This is a genomic window from Nocardia sp. NPDC003183 (assembly GCF_053590715.1).
Genome location: NZ_JBSFTG010000001.1, coordinates 154,319 through 180,928 on the forward strand (window position 1 = coordinate 154,319; position 26,610 = coordinate 180,928).

General features: G+C 65.7%; 13 protein-coding genes and 3 pseudogenes. 9 read left to right on the forward strand and 7 right to left on the reverse strand.

The annotated features are described in order from the left end of the window. The first annotated feature begins 14 nt into the window (after positions 1–14). From ACWDXS_RS00670 to ACWDXS_RS00685, 4 genes and pseudogenes are all read left to right on the forward strand, one after another. Positions 15–2,309 carry a type I polyketide synthase gene (locus ACWDXS_RS00670; protein ID WP_449960556.1) on the forward strand — a complete coding sequence of 765 codons (2,295 nt, stop codon included), beginning with the start codon at positions 15–17 and terminating at the stop codon, positions 2,307–2,309. Continuing rightward, complete coding sequence (locus tag ACWDXS_RS00675; protein ID WP_449960559.1) at positions 2,306–2,731, forward strand: acyl carrier protein; 426 nt, start codon at positions 2,306–2,308, stop codon at positions 2,729–2,731. Before ACWDXS_RS00670 ends, ACWDXS_RS00675 begins: the two co-directional genes overlap by 4 nt. Before the next feature lie 71 nt (positions 2,732–2,802). Further along, positions 2,803–8,721 (forward strand): annotated as a pseudogene (locus tag ACWDXS_RS00680) (beta-ketoacyl synthase N-terminal-like domain-containing protein); the annotation flags it as partial. A 102-nt stretch (positions 8,722–8,823) separates the two neighbouring features. After that, a pseudogene (locus ACWDXS_RS00685) lies at positions 8,824–12,159 on the forward strand (type I polyketide synthase); the annotation flags it as partial. An 8-nt stretch (positions 12,160–12,167) separates the two neighbouring features. On the opposite strand, the gene ACWDXS_RS00690 reads toward ACWDXS_RS00685, so the two are convergent. Next, the gene (locus tag ACWDXS_RS00690; protein WP_387446767.1) at positions 12,168–13,757 is read right to left on the reverse strand and encodes an amino acid adenylation domain-containing protein; all 1,590 of its coding nucleotides are present in this window, start codon (positions 13,755–13,757) and stop codon (positions 12,168–12,170) included. 32 nt (positions 13,758–13,789) lie between these two features. Beyond that, positions 13,790–15,742, reverse strand: coding sequence for a 2-isopropylmalate synthase (locus ACWDXS_RS00695; protein ID WP_449960563.1), 1,953 nt, complete (start codon positions 15,740–15,742; stop codon positions 13,790–13,792). 188 nt (positions 15,743–15,930) lie between these two features. Here ACWDXS_RS00695 and ACWDXS_RS00700 point away from each other — a divergent pair, with 188 nt between their 5' ends. Together ACWDXS_RS00700 and ACWDXS_RS00705 are read left to right on the forward strand one after the other, a co-directional pair. Next, positions 15,931–17,043, forward strand: a complete 1,113-nt coding sequence (locus ACWDXS_RS00700) for a hypothetical protein (RefSeq protein WP_449960566.1) — start codon at positions 15,931–15,933, stop codon at positions 17,041–17,043. 89 nt (positions 17,044–17,132) lie between these two features. Next, complete coding sequence (locus tag ACWDXS_RS00705) at positions 17,133–18,053, forward strand: UbiA family prenyltransferase (protein WP_449960569.1); 921 nt, start codon at positions 17,133–17,135, stop codon at positions 18,051–18,053. Here the strand turns inward: ACWDXS_RS00705 and ACWDXS_RS00710 are convergent. The 3 genes and pseudogenes from ACWDXS_RS00710 to ACWDXS_RS00720 form a co-directional block, all read right to left on the reverse strand. Beyond that, positions 18,037–19,428, reverse strand: coding sequence for a phthiocerol/phthiodiolone dimycocerosyl transferase family protein (locus ACWDXS_RS00710; RefSeq protein ID WP_449960572.1), 1,392 nt, complete (start codon positions 19,426–19,428; stop codon positions 18,037–18,039). The two genes, ACWDXS_RS00705 and ACWDXS_RS00710, sit on opposite strands and share 17 nt — an antisense overlap. A gap of 7 nt (positions 19,429–19,435) precedes the next feature. Then, positions 19,436–21,190, reverse strand: coding sequence for an AMP-binding protein (locus ACWDXS_RS00715; RefSeq protein ID WP_449963356.1), 1,755 nt, complete (start codon positions 21,188–21,190; stop codon positions 19,436–19,438). A gap of 108 nt (positions 21,191–21,298) precedes the next feature. Then, positions 21,299–21,496, reverse strand: a pseudogene (locus tag ACWDXS_RS00720) (acyl carrier protein); the annotation flags it as partial. A gap of 229 nt (positions 21,497–21,725) precedes the next feature. On the opposite strand from ACWDXS_RS00720, the gene ACWDXS_RS00725 reads away from it, so the two are divergent. The 3 genes from ACWDXS_RS00725 to ACWDXS_RS00735 all read left to right on the forward strand — a co-directional run bounded on the left by ACWDXS_RS00725 (position 21,726) and on the right by ACWDXS_RS00735 (position 24,807). Further along, a complete protein-coding gene (locus tag ACWDXS_RS00725) occupies positions 21,726–22,778 on the forward strand; it encodes an alpha/beta fold hydrolase (protein ID WP_449960575.1) in 1,053 nt (350 codons plus the stop codon). Positions 22,779–22,954: 176 nt separating this feature from the next. Next, positions 22,955–24,016, forward strand: coding sequence for a cytochrome P450 (locus tag ACWDXS_RS00730; protein ID WP_449960578.1), 1,062 nt, complete (start codon positions 22,955–22,957; stop codon positions 24,014–24,016). A gap of 38 nt (positions 24,017–24,054) precedes the next feature. Continuing rightward, entirely contained in the window at positions 24,055–24,807 is a 753-nt protein-coding gene (locus ACWDXS_RS00735; protein ID WP_449960581.1) for a thioesterase II family protein, read from the forward strand. Here the strand turns inward: ACWDXS_RS00735 and ACWDXS_RS00740 are convergent. Both ACWDXS_RS00740 and ACWDXS_RS00745 read right to left on the reverse strand, forming a co-directional pair. After that, the gene (locus ACWDXS_RS00740) at positions 24,742–25,695 is read right to left on the reverse strand and encodes a cytochrome P450 family protein (protein WP_449960584.1); all 954 of its coding nucleotides are present in this window, start codon (positions 25,693–25,695) and stop codon (positions 24,742–24,744) included. The two genes, ACWDXS_RS00735 and ACWDXS_RS00740, sit on opposite strands and share 66 nt — an antisense overlap. Positions 25,696–25,975: 280 nt before the next feature. Beyond that, positions 25,976–26,293, reverse strand: coding sequence for an acyl carrier protein (locus ACWDXS_RS00745; protein ID WP_387446776.1), 318 nt, complete (start codon positions 26,291–26,293; stop codon positions 25,976–25,978). Between the last annotated feature and the right edge of the window lie 317 nt (positions 26,294–26,610).

Sequence of the window (26,610 nt, forward strand, 5' to 3'; positions counted from 1 at the left end):
AGAGGTCTTTGGCAGTGAGGGAGGACGAGCTCCGGGACTATCTGAAGAAGGCCGTCAAGGACCTGCAGAAGGCTCGCCAGCGCTTGCGGGACATCGAGGCGAGGTCGCGCGAGCCGATCGCGATCATCGGCATGTCCTGCCGCTATCCAGGTGGCATCGAATCACCACAGGAGCTGTGGGAGACCGTTCTGAACGGTCGCGATGTCATCACGGATTGGCCGACGGATCGCGGGTGGGACAACCTTGTCCGACATGGTCTCGGGCCCATAGATTTCGACAAGATCCGGAGTCGTTCCGGCGGATTCCTCACCGCGCCTGGCGAGTTCGATGCCGAATTCTTCGGGATCACGCCACCCGAGGCGTCGGCGATGGATCCACAACAGCGCCTGGTGCTGGAAGCGGCGTGGGAGGCTGTCGAATGCGCCAGGATCGATCCACGGACGTTGCACGGCAGCGACACCGGCGTCTATGTCGGCGCGGGCAATGACCAAGGCTATGGATCCCTGGAGGCGCAGGGGGAGTACGCCGATACCGACTCGACGGCTTATCTGACCGGAAGTGTCGCGGCGCTGGCCTCGGGGCGGATCTCGTACATCCTGGGCCTGAAAGGGCCTGCGATAAGCCTGGATACCGCGTGTTCGTCAGGTTTGGTGGCCGTGCATACGGCCGTGCAGGCCCTGCGTTCGGGCGAATGCGCGATGGCGCTGGCCGGGGGCGGTTCGGTCCTCGCGACGCCGGGAGTCTTCGCGCTGTTCGAGGGCGGTCTCGGAGTGGCCGGAGACGGGCGGGTGAAATCGTTCGCGGCGGGCGCCGACGGGACGATTTTCGCCGAAGGCGTGGGAATGCTGGTGCTGGAGCGCTTGTCGCAGGCACGGCGGCTCGGGCACGAGGTGCTGGCGGTGGTGCGTGGTTCGGCGGTCAATCAGGATGGTGCCTCGAACGGGTTCATGGCGCCGAACGGCCTGGCTCAGCAGCAGGTGATCCGCGCGGCGCTGGCCAACGCCGGGGTGCCGGCCGCCGAAGTGGATGTGGTGGAAGGACACGGGACCGGTACCGAGCTGGGGGACCTGATCGAGGCACAGGCATTGCTGGCGACCTACGGACAGAGCAGGCAGCAGGATCGGCCGTTGCTGCTGGGATCGATCAAGTCGAACATGGGCCACACACAGCTCGCTTCCGGGATCGCGGGGGTGATCAAGATGGTGGAGGCGATGCGCTGCGAGACAGTGCCGTCGACGCTGCATGTCGATGAACCCAGCCCCCATGTGGACTGGTCGACCGGGGGCGTGCACGTGGTTACCGAGACACAGTCGTGGCCGGACAATGATTGGCCGCGCCGGGCCGCAGTATCGTCCTACGGAATCAGCGGCACCAACGCGCATGTGATTCTCGAGCAGGTTCCCTCGGGCGTTCCTGTCGACGCGACAGATTCGGCCGTGCTCTCGGTGATTCCGTGGGTGATTTCGGCCAAGAGTGACGCGGCCCTGATGGCGCAGTCGGCGAAGCTGCTCGCTCATGTGCAGCGGCACCCGGAGTTGGATCCGGTCGATATCGGTTATTCGCTGGCGACGACACGATCGGCGTTCGACTACCGGGCCGTTGTCCTCGGCAGGGACAGGAAAGAACTCGTTGACGGACTGACGGCATTGGCCGAAGGTTCCACCGTGACGGGGCTTCTCACCGGCCGAACGGCCGTCGACGCGACGACGACCTTCCACTTCGCTGGACGGGATACCGGTGCGGGACAGCTGCTGTACGAGGAATTTCCGGTTTTCGCCGCCGCGTTCGACGCTGTCACTGCTGAGTTCGGTGAACAGCCGGCGGCGCCGTTCACGGTGGAGGTTGCCCTGGTCCGGTTGCTGGAATCCTGGGGTGTGCGGCCGGATTGTGTGATGGGCAGTTCGCTGGGTGAGATCACCGCTGCTCATGTCGCTGGTGTTTTGTCGTTCAAAGATGCCTGCACGCTGGCGACCGCGGACGAATTGCCCACGGCACTGGCCGATTTCGCTCTCGCGGAGCCGTCGATATCGTTCGCGGCCTCGGGCGAACCGGCCGGGCCGTTCGGCTCCTTGTACACCCCGGAGCCGGCGCGCGACGTGCTGGCACGTCCGGGAGCCACCCTCATCGAGATCGGATTCGACGCACCGCATGCGCTTCTTCGGGGCGTCGCGGGCGGCTGGATTCGAGGGATCCGGGTCGACTGGGGAGCCGTCTTCGGACGGCGGGGCACGGTGGCATTGCCCACGTATGCATTTCAGCGGCAACGCTATTGGCGTGGCATCGCCCTCGGAAATGAGGAATCCAAGTGAGTCATGACTCGTCGGGCGCCTCGTCCGGTTCGCGGCCGGTGAATATTCCCGGTGAGCGAGAAATCCGTTCCTGGTTCATCGGTGCACTCGCGGAGAAGCTGGCGGTACCACGCGCGGAGATCGATACCACCGTGCCGTTCGCGGAGCTGGGATTGACGTCGCTGCAAGGCGTGCGGATGTCGGATGAGCTGAGTCGATGGCTCGGCGTCGCGGTATCGGCCGGAGTCGTCTTCGACTATCCGACAATCGATCTGCTGGCCCGTCACCTGTTCAGTGAGATCAGCGACGGTGACTCGACCGAGATGACCGAAGCATCGGATCCCGGGGACGAGGATGCCGGGGAAAGTTTGGAAGACATAGAGCAACTGCTCCGACTGCTGGATGAGGATGCCGGCGGAGATGGTCACGGGGAGACCGAGTGAGTACTGCGAACTCTTTTCGCAGCTTGATTTGAATGGGTGCGCATATGTTCGGTTCGTTTTTGGATCTGTTGATGCTGCGGAAGGCGGAGCAAGGATCTGGTCTCGCCTTCCGATTCCTGAAAACGGGCGACATCGGCGGTGACATCGATGAACTGACCTACGCCGACCTGGAACGCCGGGCAATGGCGATCGGGGCACGGTTGCAGGCCGAGGGTTTCGCGCATCGGCGGGCGTTGTTGCTGTACCCACCGGGGATCGAGTTCCTCTCGGGCTTCTTCGGCTGCCTTGCCGGTGCCGTGGTGGCGGTGCCGGTGCCGTTGCCACAGCGGCACGAGGTCGATCGGGCGTTGCGCCGGTTGCGTCAGGTCATCGCGGACGCCGACATCCAGGTGGTGCTGACCACCCGATCGGTCATCGATGCGCTCGGCGCGGTGGTCGAGCAGGTGCCGGAACTGGCGAGGCTGCGATGGATCGCGACCGACGAAGTTCCCGGCGATATCGCGTCGACCTGGTCCGATCCCGGGGTGGGCCCGGAAACGGTCGCCTTTCTGCAGTACACATCGGGCTCTACGAGTGCACCGCGAGGCGTCGTCGTCACCCACCGCAACCTCCTGCACAATCAGCAGGCGATCGCCGAGGCCATGGACCACACCCCCGAGCGGGTGGCGTCGTGGAACGGTTCGTTGTTCGTCAGCTGGTTGCCGGTGTATCACGACATGGGGCTGATCGGGCCGGTGTTGCAGACGGTGTATCTGGGGGTCGATGCAGTTCTGTTCTCTCCGTTGCACTTTCTGCAGAAGCCGGAGCGGTGGCTGCACGCGGTATCGCACTTTCGGGCGCACACCAGCGGCGGTCCCAACTTCGGCTACGAACTGGCCGCACGGCGAGTCACCGCCGAACTGGCAGAACAGCTGGACCTGAGCCGATGGCGGGTGGCGTTCAACGGGGCGGAGCCGGTGCGCGCAGGCACACTGCGCCGATTCGCGGACGCGTTCGCACCGTCGGGGTTTCGGCCGGAGACATTCCAGCCGGTCTACGGCTTGGCCGAGGCCACGCTGCTCGTGACGGGCGCTCCGGTCGATCGCGCACCGACAGTGGTGAAACATTCCACCGATGCCGACCCCGCCCGGTCACGTGAGGTGGTCGGGGTGGGTTACCCGCCCCGAGGTGTCACGCTCGCGATCGTGGATCCCGAGCGAGGCGTGGAGTGCCGCGACGGCGAAGTCGGCGAGATCTGGGTGTCCGGCGACAGTGTGGCGGCAGGGTATCTGAACGACGAGGACAAGACGGCCGAGGTGTTCGGCGGCGTCCTCGTCGACGGTCGGGGTCGTTTTCTGCGGACCGGCGATCTCGGATTCCTTTCCGCGGGCGAATTGTTCGTCGCGGGGCGGAGCAAGGATCTGCTGATCATCGACGGCAAGAACCACTACCCGCAGGACATCGAGTTGACGGCCGAATCCGCGCACGGCTCGGTGCGTCCGGGCTGCGTCGCGGCGTTCCCCGTGGACACGGGCGATGTCGGGGAGCGGCTGGTACTGGTCGTCGAAGTGGCGGCGACCGAGGCGGACGAGCTGGACTACATCCGGGCAGCTGTCCGGGGCGCCGTTGCTACCGAACACGCCATCGCCATCCACGATGTCGTGCTGATCCGCCCGCGAACGATCTTGAAGACGAGTAGCGGCAAGGTCCAGCGCCGGGCTTGCCGCACAGCCTATCTCGACGGCGAACTGGACACGGTCGAGGTTCCGGCAGGCGCTGCGGCAGCGGAGAACCAGGAGACTCGACGCATCGCCGACACGGCTTCGGCGGCGCAGATCGAAGCGTGGCTGATCGCCGCGGTGGCGCAGGAGACCGGCCTGCACCAGGACCGGATCGACGTCGATCGTCCGCTGGCCGAATTCGGTTTGGGCTCCAGCAGTTTGGTCCGGCTCACGGCGAGTTTGGCCGAAAGCATCGGCCGGGATGTCGATCCGAGTGTGATCTTCGAACATCCGACTATCACCGCCCTCGGCACCGTCCTCGCTGAGGCGGCCACACCACGAGCCGACGAACAGCCCGACACCGGCGACAGTGCCGTGGCGATTGTGGGGATGGCATGCCGATTGCCCGGCGGAGCAGACGATCCGGAAGCATTCTGGAAGCTGCTGGCCGACGGGACAGACGTAGTCGGCGAGGTGCCGTCGGGTCGATGGAACCTCGACGGGCTGTACCATCCGGACCCCGACGTCGCGGGCACGGCATACACACTGCGGGGCGGATTTCTCGAGCGGATCGCCGAGTTCGACGCCGCCTTCTTCGGCATCACGCCGCGGGAAGCCGCGGCGATGGACCCGCAGCAGCGGCTGCTGTTGCAGACCAGCTGGGAGGCGATCGAACGGTCCGGGTGTGATCCTCGCGCATTGAGCGGTACGTCGACCGGGGTGTATCTCGGGCTCTACAGCAGCACCTACCTCGCCGGCGCGGCGCTGGCTCAGCTCGACGGTTATGTGGGCACCGGTTCGGCGACCAGTGTCGCGGCCGGCCGGATCGCCTACCAGCTGGGCCTGCACGGCCCGGCGGTGACCATCGACACGGCGTGTTCGTCGTCGCTGGTGGCGCTGCATCTGGCCGCGCAGGCACTGCGGGCGGGTGAATGTGATCAGGCCCTCGCGGGTGGGGCCACGGTGTTGGTGGGCCCCGAGACCCACGTTGAGTTCAGCAGGCTGCGAGCGATGTCGCCGTCTGGGGTGTGCAGGCCGTTCTCCGCCGACGCCGACGGCATGGTGTGGGGCGAAGGTTGCGGCGTGGTGATGCTCAAGCGCCTGGACGACGCCGTGCGCGACGGCGATCCGGTGCTGGCGGTGCTTCGGGGGTCGGCAGTCAACTCGGACGGTCGCAGCCAGGGCCTGACCGCTCCGAACGGTATCGCGCAGGAACGGGTCATGCGCGCGGCGCTGGCCGCGGCGGGTCTGCACGCGGCCGACATCGACTACGTGGAGGCGCACGGCACCGGCACCACCCTCGGCGATCCGATCGAAATGCGGGCGTTGGCAAGGGTATTCGGTCCGGGTCGCGAACCGGGGCGTCCGATGGGGGTGGGTTCGGCGAAGTCCAACCTCGGGCACAGCCAGGCAGCGGCCGGGATCGTCGGCGTGATCAAGACCGTGCTCGCGCTGCGGCACGAGACAGTTCCTGCTTCGCTGCACGCCGAGCATCCGACCGAGCGGATCGACTGGGAGACGAGCGGTGTCGCGGTGCAGAATCGGCCCGCGCGGTGGCTTCGCGGTAGCCGGCCGCGGCGGGCCGGGGTGAGCTCGTTCGGGATCAGCGGCACCAACGCGCATGTCGTCCTCGAGGAGGCGCCACCCGCGGCTGTCGAACCGGACGGCGCGGGCAGCGCGACCTTGTTCCCCCTCTCGGCCCGCAGTGATGCCGCACTGCGCGGTCAGCTCGAGCGCCTGATCGGCCTGGTGGAATCGGATCCGGGCCTCGCTCTGCCGTCGGTGGCGCGATCACTTGCCCTGCACCGCACGCACTTCGAGCGCCGGGCAGTGGTCGTGGCCGCCGATCGTGCGGAGTTGCTCGAGGGACTTCGGGCAGTCTCGCTGGGCGAGCCCGCGCCGAACACGGTGGGGCCCGAGGACGCGGTGATCTCGGGCAAGGTGGCGTTCGTATTTCCTGGGCAAGGATCCCAGTGGCTGCGGATGGGCCGGGATCTGTGGTCGCAATCCCCGGTGTTCCGAGCCGAATTCACACGTTGCGACGAAGCGTTGCGCCCCCACACCGGCTGGTCGGCGGTGGGTGTGCTGTGTGGTGATGCGGACGCGCCCCCGCTGCGTGACGATGATGTCGTGCAGCCGATGCTGTTCGCGGTGATGGTGTCGCTGGCCGCGATGTGGCAGGCGGCCGGCGTGCTGCCGGACGCGGTGGTAGGCCACAGCCAGGGTGAGATCGCCGCGGCCTATGTCGGCGGTGCCATCGGGCTGGCGGCCGCGGCAGCCGTGATCACCCGGCGCAGCCGGGCCTTGTCGACCGTCAGCGGTGGTGCGATGGCGGCGGTCGGATTGCCTGCCGCGGCACTGGAAGCGAGGCTGGGTGGCGGGGTGTCGGTGGCCGCGGTGAACAGTGGCGCCTCCACCGTGCTGACCGGTGACCGCGAGGCCGTGACGGCCCTGCTGGCCGAACTGGAGCAGGAGAACGTCTTCTGCCGTCTGCTGGCGGTGAACTACGCATCGCACTGCTCGGACATGGACCCGCTGCGGGAGCCACTGGCTGCCGAGCTGGCGGGGATCGTTGCCCTTCCGGCCTCGATCACCTGGTACTCGACGGTCTCCGCGGAGCCACTGCCCGCCGAGCCGCTGGCGCCGGACTACTGGTATCGCAATCTGCGCGAGCCGGTCCGTTTCGCCGACACGATCGAGCGGATGATCGGCGACGGCTACCGATTCTTCGTCGAGGCGAGCCCGCATCCGAGCTTGACCACGGCCGTCGAAACCGTTGCCGCGGAGTGTGATCGCGCGGTGGTCGCGGTCGGCTCCCTGCGCCGAGGCGAAAGCGGTCCACGTTGTCACGATCGCGCGGTGGCGCAGCTGTACGTCGGCGGTTTCGGGCTGGACTGGACACCTCTGATGCCCGCGTCCGGCCGCGCCGATCTGCCCACGTACGCCTGGGATCCGCAGTCGTACTGGACCGAGCCGAAGGGAATCGGCACGAGCAGGTCGGGGCTGTCCACGATCGGTCACCCGCTCCTGGATGTGGTGGTGGCGCAACCGGATTCCGGTGGTGTGGTGGTGGCAGGCAGGGTGGCCATGGCGTCGGCCGGCTGGCTTCGTGATCACACCGTGGGGGGCTCGGTACTGATGCCCGGTGCGGCCCTCGTGGAGCTGGCCGTGCGAGCAGGTGACGAGGTGGGCTGTCCGGTAGTCGCCGAACTCGTGCTGCACGCGCCGTTGGTGGTGCCCGCTGTGGGAGGCGCCTACCTGCGGGTCGTGGTCGGCGGTCCACAGCAGGGTGGGCTGCGTGCGGTGTCGGTGTACTCGCGCGAGGAGGGCAGGACAGAGGACGGCGAGCGACCCTGGGTGTGCCATGCGTCCGGGGAGTTGTCGCCACAGACCTCGGTGCCGACGATGCCCGAACTGGCCCAGTGGCCGCCGGCGCGCGCGGTCGAGTCCGATATCGGGTGTTTCTACGCTGACCTCGCCGAGCGGGGATACGAGTACGGTCCGGCGTTCCAGGGTGTGCGCGCGGCGTGGCGGCGCGGCGCGGACGAGGTGTTCGCGGAGGTGGTGTTGCCGGAGCCGGAGGACGTCGGCCCGTACGCGCTCCACCCTGCGCTGTGGGACGCGGCGGTGCAGGTCATCGCGTTGGCCGGGTTAGAGCCGGCGGACGGGTTCGTGCTGCTGCCCTTCTCCTGGTCCGGGGTGTCGATACACGCGTTCGGCGCGACCGCGCTGCGGGTGCAGCTGACCCGCAGCGGAGACCGGCAGGTGCGGGTGCGGATGGCCGATCCCTCGGGCGCGCCGGTGGCCTCGATCGAATCTCTTGCGGTGCGGGACATGTCGTTGTCGCAGTTCACATCGACCGTCTCCGGCCCGGGATCGCAATTCGCGGTCGAATGGGTGCCGCTTCCGTCGCCGGGGCGCACCGAAACCGTGGCGCGGACGGTCTTGACGGTGCGACCGCCCGACGCGCCGCACGCTGTCCCGGCCGACCTGGCGGCATCGACGCGGACCGCGGTCGCCACGGTGCTCGAACGGGTGCGGCGGTGGCTGTCGACCGGCCCGGATGCCCCGCTCGTGGTGGTGACGTGCCGGGCGGTGTCGGTCCACGGCGAGGACGTGGTCGATCTGAGCCGCGCGCCGGTGTGGGGATTGCTGCGCTCGGCCCAGACGGAGAATCCCGGGCAGATCGTGCTGGTCGATGTCGAGGATTGGACACAGGTCGACACCGCGGTGTCCGCGGCGCTGGCGGTCGACGAGCCACAGGTGGCATGGCGTGACGGTGCGGTACTGGCACCCCGGCTGATCAGGGACAACGGACAGTCCACCCTCAGCGCGCCCGCCGGGAGCGCCGCCTGGGGACTGGTCACCCTCGGTACCGGCACGCTGGACGCGGACAACCTGGCCTTGCGGCCGTGGCCGGCAGCGGATCGGCGGCTCGGTCCACGCGAGGTGCGCCTGGGTGTGCGTGCCAACGGTATGAACTTCCGCGATGTGCTGATCGCGCTCGGCACCTACCCCGACCCGGGCATCGCGGTGGGTGCCGAAGGCTCGGGCGTGGTCCTCGAGGTGGGGGAGGAGGTGACCGATCTCGCGCCCGGAGAACGGGTGATGGGATTGTTCGCCGGCGCCGGTTCGGTGGCGGTGACCGATCGCCGTACGGTGGTGCCGATTCCCGCCGGGCTGACCTTCGCCCAGGCCGCCGCGATTCCGGCGGCCTTCCTCACCGCCCACTACGCCTTGACCGAACTCGCGGACCTCCGCGCGGGGATGCGCATTCTCGTGCACGCCGCGACCGGCGGTGTCGGGATGGCCGCGGTCGCGCTGGCGCGGCATCGGGGGCTGGAGGTCTTCGCCACCGCCAGCCCCGGCAAGTGGGCCACGTTGCGGGACATGGGATTCGACGACGAGCACATCGCCTCGTCACGCACTCTCGAATTCGAGGACCGGTGCCGCGCGCAGTTCGGTTCCGCCGGAGCGGATGCCGTGCTCAATTCACTCACGGGTGACCTGCTGGACGCGTCGTTGCGGCTGATGGCGCCCGGCGGCACATTCATCGAAATGGGCAAGGCCGATCTTCGCGATCCCGAACACGTGGCAGCCACATACGCCGGAGTCCGCTATCGCGCGTTCGATCTGACCCGGGCCGATCCGGATCGGCTGCAGCAGATGTTGTGTGAGATCGTCGCGCTGTTCGACTCGGGTGCGTTGGCGCCGTTGCCGATTCGCGCCTGGGATCTGCGTGAAGCGCCCGCGGCGTATCGGTTCATGGCGCAGGCGAGGCACGTCGGAAAGCTCGTACTGACGGTGCCCCGGCCGATCGACCCGGACGGAACGGTCCTGATCACCGGCGGGACCGGAATGCTCGGCACGCTGCTGGCCCGGCACATGGTGTCCGAATACGGTGCCAGGAATCTGCTGCTCATCAGTAGGCGAGGACAGGCGGCGGCAGCCGCGGAGGCCGTCACCGAGGAATTGAGGGCGCTGGGTGCCAGTGTCACCCTGGTCGCCTGTGACGTCGCCGATCGGGACGCCCTGGCGGCCGTCTTGGCGGGAATCCCGGCGCAGCACCCGTTGACGGCCGTGATTCACGCGGCCGGAGTCCTCGACGATGCCGTGTTCGATGCGGTGACCCCGGCGGGGCTGGACACGGTGATGCGGCCGAAGGTAGACGCCGCGTGGCACTTGCACGAGCTCACCCTCGACGCGGATCCGGCCGCATTCGTGTTGTTCTCCTCGATGGCGGGTGTGGTGGGCACGCACGGTCAGGCGAACTACGCGGCTGCGAACGTCTTTCTGGACGCGTTGGCGCAGCATCGGCGGCACCGGGGTCTGCCCGCGATCTCGATGGCCTGGGGGCAGTGGGACCAGGCGAGCGAGATGACCGGTCACCTCGACGATCGGGACAGGGCCCGGCTGAGTCGAAGCGGCATGGTCGCGCTGTCCGCCGAGGAGGGCTTGCGACTGTTCGATACGGCGATGGCTGCCACGCGCGCAGTCGTGGTGACCGCGCGGATCGACACCGCCGCCCTCGCGGCGCTCGACGATGTCCCAGCGCTGGTCCGCGCCCTGGTGCCCACCCGGCGAGCGGCTCACGTGGAGCGACCGACCGCCGATACCGTGTCCACCGGCGCCACCGCCGCCGAACGGGAACAGCAGATGCTGGCGTCGATCGTCGAACACGCCAGTGCCGTGCTCGGGTCCGAGCAGCGGTCGGTGCACGTCGATCGTTCGTTCACAGAGCTCGGGTTCGATTCACTCAGCGCGGTGGAATTCCGCAACCGGCTCCAGCGGGCAACAGGCGTCCGGCTGCTGGTGACCGCGGTGTTCGACTACCCGACTCCGGCGGCACTGGCCCGTCACCTGACGGCCGAGATCGCGCCGCGGCCCTCGACACCTCCGTCGGCGAGCCGGATGGTTCGGCCGGACCGCGATGATCCGATTGTCATCGTGGGCAGCAGTTGCCGGTATCCCGGCGGGGCGGATTCCGCCGACGAACTGTGGGAGATAGTTACCCAGGGGCGCGATGTGCTCAGCGCATTCCCCGAAGACCGCGGGTGGAACCTGGCCGATCTCTATCATCCGGATCCCGATCACACCGGTACGACCTACGCTCGCGCCGGTGGCTTCCTCGACAGCGTGGCCGGGTTCGACGCCGACTTCTTCCGGATCAGCCCGCGGGAGGCGCTGGCGATGGATCCGCAGCAGCGGTTGCTGCTCGAGGTGTCGTGGGAAGCGCTGGAGCGTGCCGGGATCGACCCGGAATCACTGCGGGGCAGCGCGACCGGGGTATATGCCGGCATCACCTACGCGGACTATGCGGCCCGCCTGCTGAACAACGCGCCGCCCGAAGCCGAGGCGTATCTGGGCGAGAGCTCCACACTCAGCTTGGGCTCCGGTCGGATCGCCTATTTCCTCGGGCTGGAGGGCCCCGCGTTGACAGTCGATACAGCGTGCTCGTCGTCGCTGGTCTCACTCCATCTGGCCGCACAGGCACTCCGGTCAGGTGAATGCTCGATGGCGTTGGCCTGCGGCGCCACGATCATGGCGTCGCCGGGGGTGTTCATCGGATTCTCGCGCAAGAGGGGGCTCGCGCCGGACGGCCGATGCAAAGCGTTCTCGGATGCGGCCGACGGCACCGGATTCTCCGAAGGCGTGGGTGTTGTTGTGTTGGAGCGCCTTTCGGACGCGGAGCGGTTGGGTCATCCCGTGTTGGCGGTGGTGGCCGGCTCGGCGGTCAATCAGGACGGTGCCAGCAACGGCCTCACCGCACCGAACGGCCCGGCGCAGCAGGCGGTCATCCGCGCGGCCCTGGCCGATGCCGGCTTGGCGCCGAACGAGATCGACGCGGTCGAGGCGCACGGCACCGGCACCACGCTCGGCGATCCGATCGAGGCGCAGGCGCTGCTGGCCGGCTACGGGCAGGATCGCCCCGTGGATCGACCGTTGTGGCTGGGCTCGGTGAAGTCGAATATCGGCCACACCCAGGCTGCTTCCGGGCTGGCGGGCGTCATCAAGATGGTGGAGGCCCTCCGACGCGGCGTGCTGCCCGCGACACTGCATGTGGACAAGCCGAGCCGCCACGTCGACTGGGAGGCCGGCGCGGTGAGCCTGCTCACCGAGGCTCGGGAATGGCCGGCCGCCGATCGTCCCCGGCGTGCCGGTGTGTCGTCATTCGGACTCAGCGGTACCAACGCGCACGTGATCCTGGAGCAGGCGCCGTCCGGGCCCGCCGTTCGCTATGCCGGAGAGGAGCTGCTACGAGATACACCGTGAGCGGCTAGGGCCTTGCGATCGACTTTGCCGTTCGGATTGAGTGGAAATGCCGTTACTTCGACGAATTCGGCGGGGACCATCGCGTGCGGTAGCACTGCGAGCAACTCCTTGCGCAGTCGAGGCTTGTCGAGTGCGTCGGCCGTCGGAATCACGAAGGCGATCAGTTGCAGATCGTCGGCGTCGTCGGCCACCGCGACGACCGCCGCGTCGTTGACCGCACCGTTGCGCCGCACGGCTTGGTCGACCTCTCCCAGATCGATCCGATGACCGCGGATCTTCACCTGCGAGTCCATGCGGCCGACCAGGACGAGCTCGCCGCCTGGCGTCACATAGCCCCGGTCGCCGGTGCGGTACACCGGAATCAGCAGCCCGTTCCGCTCGATCTTCGTGAACCGAGCCGACCCCTCTTCCGACGGGTTGATATAGCCGGCGCCGACACTTGCCCCGGAGATGCAGATCTCCCCGACCTCACCGGGCCCCACCTCGTCCAGGTGCTCGCCGAGCAGGTGGATCGTGGTGTTGTACACCGGCTTTCCGGCCGGCGTGACACCCGCGGCGGCGTAGCCCGGGTAGTCGGTCATCGGGTGGGAGGTGGCGACGTCGGTGCACTCCGCAACGCCGTACTGGTGCAGCAGGACGCAGGTGTTCCCAGGCCGCGTCGCCCACGTCGACACCCGTGTGGAGGACAGCGCTTCGCCACCGATGAACACGTATCCCACCTGTGTCAGTGCCGTGCCACCGCGCTTCATCTCCCGGTCGACCAGCAGGTAGAGCGTGCTCGGGGCGCAGTGCAGGGTTCGCACGTCACGCTCACCGAGCAAGCGGTAGGCGAGCGAAAGGTCGAAGCTGCGGCTGCCGAGCAGGTGCACGGCAGCGCCCGAGAACAGCGGTGTCATGATGCTGCGTTGCGTGATGTCGAACCCGAACGAGCTCACCACGAGACTCGACGAGAGCTGGTCCAGACCGTATTCGAGGACGAGCCAGTTCAACAGGTTGTACCAGCCGCTATGGCGCACCGCGGTCGCCTTCGGAGTCCCCGTCGAGCCCGAGGTGAAGACGACATAGCACAGGTCCGCCGGCGTCACCGCCGACTGCGGATTACTCACCGGTGCATCGCGGATCGCCTGATCGCGCCCCTCGTCGGAGAGCAGGATCGTCTCGGGGCGGCTGGGGCCGAGCATTGCCTCGGTCTCGGCCGAGCCGATGACCATGGCCATGTCGGGCAGCTGCGCCAGCATCAGCCGCAACCGGTCCGGCGGGTACGAGGTGTCGAGTGGTACATAGGCGGCACCGGCCTTGAGTACCCCGAGAATCGCCTCGATCAGGCACGGAGTCCGATCCAGGCAGAGGCCGACCAGGGAACCGGGCCCGACCGATTTCGACCGCAGATGATGCGCGAGCTGATTCGCCCGGGCGTTGAGCTCACCGTAGGACCGGACGACAGGGCCGCATGTCACAGCGACTCGATCGGCAGCGGCAGCGGCGTGGCGTTCGAATTCGAGGTGGACAAGTGGGCGGTCGGGGAGCGCGAGGGTGTGTCCGGGCAGAGTCATACAGGGTGTCCTCGATCGTGATGGCGATGCGATCAGTGAATCGGCTCTGCGGATACCCCGCCGCGAACCTTGTTCACCGCGTTGATGATGGCGCGCACTTCCGCCGCCGTCGTCGAATCGTCCAGACCGACCCCGAAGGACCGCACCTGGTCGACGATCAGTTCGCAGTAGACGGGGTTGCCGTGCGGACAGCTCCGATCTGCCGGTGCTTGACGAGTCACGTCGACAACGTCGATGTCATGCCCCGCTCGACGCATTCCGTCGACGAGAGCGGAGCTCGGGTCCGCACCGGATCCGTGGAATTCGATCAGCCTGCCGTCCTCGGTGACCGTAACGATGACGGAGATCCCGGGGCCGCTGTTCTCCCTCCTGCAGTGCTCGAACAGCAGGGGCGCTTCCACTTCGACGTATTCCGCGCGGAATACGTCCCAGAGTCGATCCGGGTCGAGTTCGGTCCCACTGGCGTCCACCAGCAGCTGAACGGTATCGGCGAAATGGCGACGAAGCGCCTTGGGCAGGTGGAGGCCGTGCCGAGTCTCGAGTACGTGGGCGATGCCGCCCTTGCCGGACTGACTGTTGAGCCGGACGATCGACTCGTAGCTACGCCCCACATCTTTCGGGTCGATCGGTAGGTAGGGAACTTCCCACGCCAGGGAACGCACGTCCCGGTCCGTATCGGCGGCGCGCTGTTGCAGGGCCGCCATGCCCTTGGCGATCGCATCCTGATGGGTGCCGGAGAAGGCCGTGTAGACGAGTTCGCCGACGTAGGGGTGGCGCGGGTGGACCGGCATCTGGTTGCAGTACTCGACAGTCGCCCGTATGTCATCGATGTTCGAGAAGTCGAGTTTCGGGTCGATTCCGCGGCTGAACAGATTGAGTGCCAACGTGGCCAGGCAGACGTTGCCGGTCCGCTCACCGTTACCGAACAACGTGCCCTCGACACGGTCCGCACCGCTCAGCAACGCGAGTTCCGCCGACGCGACGGCGGTCCCGCGGTCGTTGTGCGGATGCACCGACAGGATTATCGATGCGCGATCCTCGAGATTCCGGTCCATCCATTCGACCTGGTCGGCGAACACGTTCGGCGTATCCGTCTCGACTGTCGTGGGGAGGTTCAGAATCAGCGGCCGATCGGGTCGCGCGCCGCAGATGGCCGCCACGGAGTTGGCGAGCTCCAGCGTGAACTCGGGCTCGGTGATGTTGAAGGTCTCCGGTGAGTACTCGAACAGGAGCCGTGACGGGTCGAACGTTTCGGCGCATCGCATCATGTGTTCGGCGGCGCCGTCGGCCATTCGCCGGACGTCGTTCATCGACATGCCGAACACGACCTCGCGCCAGAGGCACGCTGTCGCATGGCACAGGTGCACAACCGCGCGATCCGCGCCACGAACAGCTTCGAACGTCCGATCGATCAGCTCCGGCCTGGCCGGAGTGAATACGCTTATCGTCACATCGTCGGGAATCCGGTCTCCGTCGATAATGCTGCGGACGAAATCGAAATCGGCCTGGCTCGCCGACGGATAGCCGACCTCGATGTCTTTGAATCCGATACCGACGAGAAGATCGAACATCTTCGCTTTGCGGTGCAGGTCCATCGGATGTGCCAATGCCTGGTTACCGTCGCGCAAGTCCACCGAACTCCACAGCGGAGCATTGTCTATCGTTCGAGTCGGCCACAATCGTCCCGCCGGCTCATCTCTCAATTGTGTCGGGTGTGCCGCGCGAACATATCTGCCGAACGGCATCGGCGAGTCGACCTGTTGATTCCGGAACGGCTGAGTTGCAGGCGTCGGCGAGGCAAGCCGAAGATGTGGCAAGTCGCCACTGGTTGTCGTCATGTGCACCCCCGTCGCATATCGCTCCAGCATTGCACAGGTTGTCAAGTGCTGCAAGGCAATCGGCGAGAGTGACAACTGTCGGAACATTCGACAAACCCTGGCGCTCGGGGGAACGGGCACGCTAGTATTCGGTTGACCGGGGGTCACGGGCTCGATCCGACTACACGATCGCCTGTTAGTTGCACGAACGTGCACCGCGAGGGGGAAGCGTCATGGAATTCGTATTCGAGCGCCATCGATTCCGCGCCTCTCGGTAAATATCGACAAGCGGGAAGCTGCCGCTGTATATCGTCGAGCGGCTTACCGAAATGGCATGGTTCAGATGGGAGACTGCCATGGGAGAAAAGACCGACCTCAGTGTCGAGGCCACAGCTTGGGAGAATATCGCGTGGCCGGGTATCGTCCACCTGGCCACTCAGATCAGCGGTGGGCCGACAGATCTCACCGACACGCTGCGAGTACCGCGCGAACTCGGTCTTGGATCGGATACCGAAGAACAGCAAGGCGATCTGTTCCAGCGCGCACTTATCGTCGACGTATTGACAGATTGTGCCGAGCTTCTCGGCGATCAGGCGAAACCGCTGATCGAAGGTGAACTCGATTATCTGCTGAACCGGCGACGGGGTGACGGGCGTGGCTGGAACTACTTCCCCGACCTGCCGGAATTCCCGCCGGACGCCGACACTCTCTCCTGCATCACCATCGCTCTGTCGCAGGCGGGACTGCGAGCGGATGTCGAGAAATATTGCATCCCCGCATTGGAATTCGCGCTGGACCACTGCGTCGGGCCGAACGGCGTGGTCCGCACATGGTTGGTGCCCGACTTCGAACGGACCGCCGACGGGCGACTTCCCGAACCTTGGACGAATTGCCTGTGGGAGGACTCCGGTGACGCCGATGTATTCCCCAGCCTGTTGTTCGCCCTGCACCTGAGCGATCCGGATCGGTTCGCCGGTCCGATAGCGCGCGGAATCGACCACTTGGAACAGGTGCAGCGGCACGACGGGGGCTGGGCAAGCCCCTTCTACTGCGGGCGGTTCTACGCCATCTACGTGGGCCTGCGGCTGCTGTCGGCGGTGCGGCCGGATTCGCCGGCTGTGCTGTCCGCGGTGAATCTGCTGCGAGCGACCCAGCATCCGGATGGTGGCTGGGGCCGCCGTTCCGCGGGTAGCGACCCGCAGAGTACGGCGCTGGCCTTGCTGGCATTGGCCACCGTCCCGGATCTGCTGAACAGCGAAGACCTCGAGCGGTCCGCCCGGGCGGCCGACTACCTCGCCGGTTCTCGCGGTGTGGATCGGCTGTGGCCGGCCGGCTCGCTGTACTGGATCTTGGACGAGGTCGGCAAGCCGCCGACGATGACTCCCTTCGCGAGCTCCACCTTGACTGCGGCGTTCGTGGTGAAGGCGAGCTCGGCGTGGCGCCGGATCGACACCCGCCCCTCCTTGTGATCGTTGTGGCGGAGAACCGGCGTCGGTTTCGTACTCACCTGACCGCGCACTGGGAAACGTGGCGGCCCTACACGCTGGCGTATCCGGTAATGCTCGCGCTGGCCGGAGTCGGTTCGACTGGTTCTGACAGCGACGGCTGGAAGGTCGCGATGTCGTGTGTCGGGCTGTCCGCCGGCTGGCTCGGCGCACACTATCTCGGAGATCTACTCGATCGCGATCTCGATGCGATCGCGAAGCCGCACCGGCCGATACCTTCCGGACGGCTGACACCCACCGAGGCGGCTGTCTCCGCAATGGTGTGTTTCGGTTTGCTCATCGGGATCGGCATCGCGATCGACTGGCGCACGGTTCCCGTGTCCGCGGCGATAATAGTGGGAATCTTCGGCTATAGCGCGAGATTCAAGGCTCGGGGGTTCTCAGGTAACGCTGTGCGCGGCTCGTTGGGAGCTTTCGGACTGTTCTACGGTGCGATGGCCGTCCACTCCTGGGCGACGTGGACCCTGCTGGTATCGGCGTTCGTATTCTGCTGCCACGACATCAGTTCCAACCTGGTCGGTACGCTGCGAGATGCCGAGGGAGATCGAGCGGGCGGTTACGATACCGTCGCCGCGGTTCGCGGGACGACATTCACTGTCGCGCTTGCCCGTTCCCTATACGCTGCGGCGATTGCCGCAGCGATGGTCGTACCGTGGTTTCTGGGGAAGAACAACGTCGCGTACGTCGCGTCGCTCGTCCTTTCCGCGATGCTCGGCTGGTACGCGTTCCGCCTGCTGAGTCGTTCCGATCACTCCCAGAGAATTCGGGCATTACGAGCGCACGCGATGCTGAATATCGAACGACTCGTCCTCACTGCGGGATTCGCGACGTACGCGGTCGATCTGGGAGCGGTGGTGCCGGTATTGCTTGTTTCGATTCTGTCTGCTGTGGTCTTGCATCGCATCATGCGAGAAAAGCACGAATTCGGCGCGAATCACCCGGCGCGGGCGACGTCACCTACCGGACCGGGCTGACGGTCAGCGCGGCCACCGCCCTATCGGCGATCCGGCCGGCTCGCTCCGCCGACATGAGTCCTTCGATGAAGGTGAAGTTCCAGTACAGATCCCCACCACTGATCGTCACAACCGAACGCAGGCAGCTGAGACACGATATTCCGGCGGCCGCCTGAACGCCGGTGACATCCCACTCACCGATTCTGCCGGGCATGTTCAACCGACCGAAGTTCGAGATGGCGATGCCCCGCGACGTCTTGTGGTCGATGAGATCGATGAGCGGCCCGCTGGACTCGACCGACGGCGGAGCCATGAAGGCCAAGGCGGCGAAAGCCGACAGATGCTGCCCGAACCGCAGCCGTCTCGCCAGATCGCGATCGAACTTGCGCGCCGCGATCCAGAAGTCGGCCGCGGGATCGGCGGCGACATGCGCGACCACTCCGCTCGCGTACGAACCGAGTTCCCGGTTGTCGACGCGTGGCACCAATTCATGCCGCAAGCTGATCGCCGATATGACCGATACCCTGCCGGCTCCGGCGGGGGTGATCTCGGCCCCCACCGCCCGTGCCGTGGCGGCGGTCAGGGCAGCGTGCAGGGTGACGCCTTCGTGCCGACAGCGCGCGAGAAGGCCGCTGAGGTCCGCGGCCGGCAGTATCCGCCGGATGAACCGCGTGCGGCGCTCTTGCGGAGGCACTGTGGCCTCGGGTTCGAGCGACTGCGGTTTGCTCAGCGCTGTGATCGCCCGATCCACGCGCGAGACGGCCTTCGCCCGGGCGATGCTTCGTAGTCGGCGAGGCAGCAGGTCTTCCGGAACCGGAAGGGGGCTGCGCGACCGTACGGCCGTTCTCGGCGAAGCATCGTCTGTGGTCGACTGCGCGGCGTGTTCGAGAAGGCGCCGCAACAACGACGTCATGCCCATGCCATCGGTGATGAGATGCGCCGCCGTCAGAATCAGGTCGTGCGACTCGTCCGGTGTGCCACCACCCCGGACGATGTCGACGATTCGGGCCAGCGGGCCGGTTCGCCAATCGATGCGCTCGGACAACTGCACCGTGTCGACCTCGGCGTCGGCCGCCTGCGCGTCGTCTGCCGCCACGTGAACGGTCCGGATCGGGATGCGCGGATCGGCCGTCGGCACGAACCGCGGATTCGTGCCGTCGGGCTCGGTCTCGACGTGGACTCTCAGCAGAGGATGTTCCGCGACCACAGCCTCGGCGGCCAGGGCGAGCTGCTGGTGTTCCATCCGGCCGCGCAGATGCACCCAGACGACCGCGTTCATCGGTGAAATCTGGTCGATGATCCAGAGCCAGCGCTCGGACGGCCCCAGTGGCCGGACCACCTCGGGAGTATCGGACGCGCGGGTACCCGCGGAATTCTCCTGGATTTCCATGAACATGTACCCCTCACAGATCGTTGTACAAAGACTCGAGACGACTCTCGTACCGTTCCTTCAGAGCCGGGCGCAGCAGTTTCCCCGAACTCGACAGCAGTCCGTTCGTTCGGGTGAACTCCTGCTGCTCGACGATGAAATCACGAGGAATTTCGTAGGAGGCGAGTGCATTGTCCGTTGCGACTTGCCGGAGTGCGGCAAAGAGCTTTTCCTTGCCGTTCTCGGGGTCGACGAGATCCTGATTCGGCACGACCACTGCGAGCAAGAACGGCTGTGCGCTGTTGCCGTAGATGTAGATCTGGCGTAATTCGGGAGTGCCGGAGTACATCGCCTCCAGCTTGGACACCGACACGAAACCCACGGCCGCGAGCTTGAGGATATTCGACGCTCGATCGATGTAGGAGAGGCGGCCGGGCGCCACTTCTGCCATGATATCGCCCGTCTTGTAGAAGCCATCGGCGTCGAAAACGTCGGCAGTGTCCTCCGGGCGCTTGTAGTATCCGCTGAAAGCGCAGATGGACTTTATGTACAGTTCGCCGCGGGGATGCGGTCGATCCGCATTCGTGTAGCCGCTCTCCGGTACGTCGACGAGCTTGTAGTCGACCACCGGCGGCTGCAGTATCCAGCCGTTCTCCGTCACCGTGGTCCCGGCTTCCGTCGACCCGTAACCGTCGACGACCTGGATTCCGAGGCACGACTGTACGAAGTCCCGGATCGTCGTCGAAAGCGGCGCGCCCCCACAGCATGCTGTGACAACGCGGCCCCCGAGTACATCGACACGGATCGTCTGCATCGCCGCCGCGGTCGCAGCCGCCTGGTCGATTCCGAGTTCCAGGAGCCGGCTCTCCTCGCTCTGGAACAGCCGGAAGATTTCGCCGCACAGCTTGGGGACCATTACCAATTCTGTCGGACGTACCAGCGTGAGATCCTCCAGGAACGTGGAATTGTCGCTACCAGCGGTGAAATACCCTGTGCCACCGTTGGACAGGGTCGATGCCAGCCATTGCCGCCCGCCGAGAAAGCTCAGTGGCAGATTCTGCAGATGCAGGGCGGGGACGGTCGGGTCCGGGCGGCCGACGGATCGTTGCCAGTAGTGTTTGATCCAGCTCGTCGGAAACATCGCACCCTTCGGCGTGCCGGTGCTTCCGGAGGTGTAGATGATCGTGGCCAAGGTGTCTTCGTCTTCGGGCACATACACCGGCGGTGGCGCGTGCTTCTTCCCGGCGGCGATCTCGTCCGGTAGTGGGGTCAGCGTCAGCTCCGGCCGTACCGTGGACAGGCGTGTTCGAGCACGTCCGAGCAATGACCGATGCTTGTCGTCGTCCGGGACGTAGTCGAAGACGACGACACGCTCTACCGCCGAATCCTCGGCGAGTGCCGCGATCGCCACGGGCAGGGATTCAACGCTGACCGCGAGCAATCTGGGTGCTGTCTCCCGAAGGATCGGAACGATCTGATGAGCGTCGAACGTATTGTGCAACGGCACCGTGACAAGTCCGGAGAGTGTGCATGCCAGATCGACGACGGCATAGTCGGCACTGGTGAATCCGAGCGTGGCGACGAAATCGCCTGCGGTCAATTCGCCACCGTCCGGAGCGGACCACCGGGCTCGTAGACAGTTGATCAAAGAATGAAATTGCCGATAAGTGATGACATCGAACGAGTCGGATCGTCGGTGCCCCAAGGCGGGGCGGTCCGCGTAGCCGCGGAGGTATACCTCGATCATCTGCGCGGCGCTCGAGCTCGGATCACCGGCGGCCGCACTCACCTCTGCCGACGGTGCGGACGAGGCGAACTGTTCGTCGGTGGCCCGAAGGGTCTCGGCGAGGCGATAATTCACCTGCGCGTACGGGTGTAGCGAAGTCAGGTGCGCGCTTATCGATCGGACGGTCGCCCGCCGGAACAATTCGTCCATCGGTACCTCTATGTCGAAATGATCGATGAAAGCTTCCTGGATCCTGGCCATGGTCAGCGAATCGCCGCCGAGAACGAAGAAGTCGTCATCGTCGGAGAATTCGGTGAACCTCAGCTCGCGAGCCCAGATACCGCGTACGGCCTCTGTAATCAACGGCACTTTCCTTATGACCGAGGAGCAAGGTGTGTCCAGCGATATGGTCTGTCCTCGGGGTCGGGGTTGTCAACAGCTCGCACCGGTCGGCCGTTCGGTCGGGTGCCGGCACCGGTCCCGACCTGGCGCGACGATGTTCATTCTGGTGAACCGTTGATGAAAGTCGTTCCGGGGCGCTAGCATTCGGGTGTCGGGGGCGATCATGAGGGGGGATTCTCGATGATGTCGACAAGCCATGGCGATCCTTGTTTCGGTGGTCGGTGCGCACGGCAGCGAGCGGCTGTCCGCGCCCGGGAAGAAGGGTGAGCACAGCATGGAGACCTGGCTCAGGCGCTACTGCGCGCCCCATGGCGCACCGACAGAGCGCCTGATCTGTTTTCCGCACGCGGGCGGTACTTCTCACGCCTTCAGAGGGTGGCCGCGGAGAATGCCCGCCGGCGTCGAGACCATCGTCGTTCAGTATCCGGGCCGACAGGATCGCATCGCCGAGCGATGTCTCGAGGACATGGACGCGATGGCCGACGCGCTGGCATCCGAGCTGACCGAGCTGACCGACCTTCCGATGGCGATGTTCGGGCACAGCATGGGATCCGCGATCGCCTACGAGGTGGCCCTGCGACTCGAGCGCGATCTCGGATTCATCGTCGACACCGTCTTCGTGTCGGGACGAACCGCACCGCATCAGCGCCATGGCGAAGACGACCATCGCCTCGACGACGAAGATCTTGTCGCCGCGATGCGGCGGCTCGGCGGTGGAGACGACGACGTCTACCGCAACCCGAAACTGTGGCCCCTCATCCTCCCGCCACTGCGCTCGGATCTGCGGCTGCTCGATGCCTATCGTCCAACGACGCTGACGCCCCTACAGGCGGCCTTCGTCGCCTTGGGCGGACAAGAGGATCAGACCTGCCCCGTGGCCGATCTTCATGCGTGGACCGCGGCCACGACAAAAGACATCGAGGTCCGAACGTTTCCTGGCGGGCATCACTACCTCGTCGCCGAGGAGGCTGATGTTGTCGCCGCCGTTGTCAGCCGTCTCGCGACACGACCGCCACTCACCTCGACGGAGCAGGACGTGGTCGACATCTGGGCAGAGCACCTCGGAATCTCCGGAATAGGCGTGGACGACGATTTCTTCAGTCTGGGCGGACACTCGCTCGTCGGCATGAAGATCCTCGACGACATCGACCGCAGGCACCATGTCGAGATCTCACCCGTCGAGTTCTACCTGCAACCGACGCCGGCGGCGCTGGCCGCGAGGATCCATCAGACGATCGGCACACCGTGATGCCCGCCGGTGTCATTCGTGACGGGGCCGGCCTCGCCGCAGTCGACCTCCTCGATGCCGGCTTTCACGCCGGTGACCCGCATGCCGTATGGACGTACATGAGGGAGCACGCCCGGCTGCACCGACAGGAGTATGCCCCGGGGCGTTCGTTCTGCTCCGTCACACGATATGACGACGTGTGCAGGGTGCTCGGCGACCATGACGCATTCACCTCCGAACGCGGCACCGTCATCACGCAACTCGGACACGACGACATCGCGTCCGGCCTGCTCATGACCTCCTGCGACCCGCCCCGCCACACCGAGGTGCGTCGACCGCTCGCCAAGCGGCTGAGCGCGGGGGCGACGAACGCGATGGAATCCGAGATCCTTTACGCCGTCGACCGCGTTTTCGCCGACGTGCCCCACGACCGACCATGGGACCTTGCCGAGCGCGCGCTCCGGCTGCCGATGGTGGTCGCAGGCCGGCTACTCGGCGTACCGGAATCGGACTGGGACGACCTGATCCGCCTGGCTGCCATGGCCGCGGCACCCGAGGACCCGAATTTCGCGATCGGTGCCCGAACCGCGACGCTGACCGTCGCGCACCATCAGATCTTCTCCTACTTCACCGAGCTCATCCGGTGTCGGCGCGCGAGTGTCGGACACGACGACCTACTCGGCCATCTCATGTCGATACAGGCAGGCGCCCAGCCGCTGTCGGACGTCGAGGTCATGTACAACACTTACAGCCTGCTGCTGGGCGCCAACGCCACGACGCCGCATACCGTTTCCGGTGCAGTCCTCGCGTTGGCGCGAAACCCCGACGCATGGCAAGCGGCCCACGATGACCCGGCACTCGTCCCCGGTCTGGTCGAGGAGGGGATTCGCTGGACGTCGGCAGCGAGCAACTTCATGCGCTATGCGACACGACCGACGCAACTGAGCGGCGGGACCGTAGCGACCGGGGAGCCGGTCGTGGCCTGGATCGGGTCCGCCAACCGCGACGAGACGGTGTTCTCCAACTCGCACGCCTTCGATATCGCCCGGCGCCCGAACCGCCACATCGCGTTCGGATACGGCCCGCACTATTGCATCGGCGCGCCGCTCGCCCGGCTGACGTTTCGCATCGTGTGCGAACAGTTCCTGTGCCGGTTCGAGTCCGTCGAAGTCGACGGCGAACCGCGACGGCTCCGGTCCTCCTTCATCAACGGCATAACGCACCTCCGGGTCCGGACTCCTAGGCGGGACGAAGCGTGACGCGTTCGACTCCGAAAGTCGCCGGCGGGGCGCGCTGGTTGCTGCGCCCGCCGGATCCGGCGGCGAAGGCACGACTGTTCTGCCTTCCCTATTCGGGGGTCGGTGCCTCGATGTTCGCGCAATGGCCGCGGCGCATCGGAGGTATCGAGATCTGCCCGATTCAGCTGCCCGGCAGGGAGAATCGGATCGGTGACCAGCACTTCGGTTCCTACGAGCAACTCGCGGTAGACCTGACCGAGGCGCTGAAGCCCTGGCTGACGGTGCCTTTCGCTGTTTTCGGCCATTGCTCCGGGGCGCTACCGGCATTCGAAACCGTGGTCAGGATCGAGGAGCTCGGTCTGCCGTCTCCGAAAATGTTGTTCGTCTCGGGTCAGGTGGCTCCCCATGATTGCCCGTTCGATCGCCTGCTCGATCTGGACGAAGACGGGCTCCGCGCCGAACTGTCGGAGGTTATTCGCAGCCGCGGCGCGGTAGCCCGCCCGGCGCTGGTGGATGCCGCGCTGACGGTATTGCGCAATGACCTTGTAGCAACTCGCGGATACCGGCGGTTCCCGCCGGTCCGCCTCGGGTGCGGGATCACGGCAATACATTGGGACCGCGATGCCGAGATCGAGCGTTACCAACTCGACGGATGGCTGCGGTACAGCGATACCTGCCGGATGATCGAGCTGTCCGGCGGTCATTATGACGTCTTGAGCGCGCCGGACTCGCTGTTGCGGGCGGTATCAGCCTGGGGAAAGGACGAGTGGCAGGTTTGTCAGCCCGCGGACGAGGAGGCTTCGTCGCCATGACAGGGTCGCGCCGACAGCGAGTCGAATGTCGGGAAACCGGTCCAGTAGAAACGTGATCGCGATGACCGCCTCCATGCGCGCCAATTGCGCACCGACACATTTGTGGATCCCGTACCCGAAGGCGATGTGATTATTGTGCGCGCGGTTCATATCGAAGCGTTGGGGATCCTGGAATCGCTGTGGGTCACGATCGGCGGCAGCCATCGACACCATGACGAGTTCCCCAGCGGGGATCTCGATGCCGCCCAGGGTGATAGGGACGGTCGTATATCGGAATGTAGCTTCGCAGGCCGACGATTCATAGCGCAGAACCTCTTCGACAAAGTCCGGTATGCGACCCGGGTCGGCACACAACGACCGATGGACATCGGCATCGGCGAGCAAGATTGCGATGGAGTTGCCGATAAGGTGTGCTGTCGTCTCGAACCCCGCGACAAGGAGCATGAACACCATGCTGACCAGTTCCCGATCGGTCAGCCGATCATCGTCATTTCTGGCCGCGACGAGTTCCGACAGCAGATCGGTCCCCGGAGCGGAGATCTTCGTCTCGATCAGCTGTTTGATGTAGACGACGAACTCCTGCATGATCGCGAATTTGTCCCCGGTGGAATGCTCGCCGGAGAAGATGATGGTCGTCCACGCGCGGAATTTGTCGCGATCTCCGCGCGGCACTCCGAGCAGGGATGATATGACCATTGTCGGTAGGGGGATTGCGTAGGAATCGAGTAGGTCGTGAATCTCGCGCGAATCGGCGGCCATGTCGGCGAGGAGGGAATCGGCGATCTTCTCGACGCTCGGGGCCAGATTTCGGACAGCCGGTCCGGCGAACGCCCCAGTGAGGAGGTTGCGTAGCCGAGTGTGTTGCGGCGGATCGTAGAAGACCATCATGTCACTGAACAGACCGCTCTTGACTCGCTGGTCGCCGCCGTGATCGGTGAGTGCTGCCCGGGCACCCGGAGACTGGATCACCTTGCTGATGGTGGTGTCGGCGAAGGCTGCCTTCGCGGACTCGTAGCCGGTGACCAGCCAGCCGGTGCGGCCGTCGGGAAACCTGACGAAATGTACCGGCCCCAGGTCGCGCAGCCTGTCGTAGGCGGCATGTGGATTCCGGTAGTACTCGTCGCCCAATTCGATCGGTGTGGACTGTGACCGCTCGTGCTTCATCCGTCTACTCCCCGCCTGCGCGTCGTTGGATCAGTTTCGCCAACTGTGCGACCGTCATCGTGAGTTTGATGTCTGCCGGTTCGATTTCGGCGCCATATTCCTGATCGATGGCCGCACCCAAATCGATCGCGCCGACGGAGTCCAGCCCCAGATTCACCAGTGCCAGACTCGCGTAGTTGTCGTCCAGTTCTTCGCCGATCAGCCGGGATATGAATTGCCCGACGAATCTTTCGACGTCTCGAGTTCTTCCCTTGTTCGCCGTGCCGTCATCATCGGCTGTCGGTCGTGAAAGACGATTCCACGGTCTGTAATTAACCCGCACAATGCTTCCGCCGTTTCTTCCCGAATTGTTGCAGTGTAATAGCTGGATGCCGGGTGCTCCGGTCCCCCCGATCAGTCGCTATTGCATAGGACTACAGCTGGGTCGGGGTTGTCAACAGTCGGTTCTTGCCGTCTTCGGTGAGTCGTTCGCCGGTACCGGTCGCGACCTGGTGTGACGATGTTTGTTGGGCGGATTCGTTGATGAAATCGGTTCTGTTCCGCTAGTATTCGGGTCGAAGGGGGAGGTGGTTCGGTGAATGGCATAACTGACGATTCGGCCACGATCATGTCCATCGATCGATGGCGGCGATATGTTGC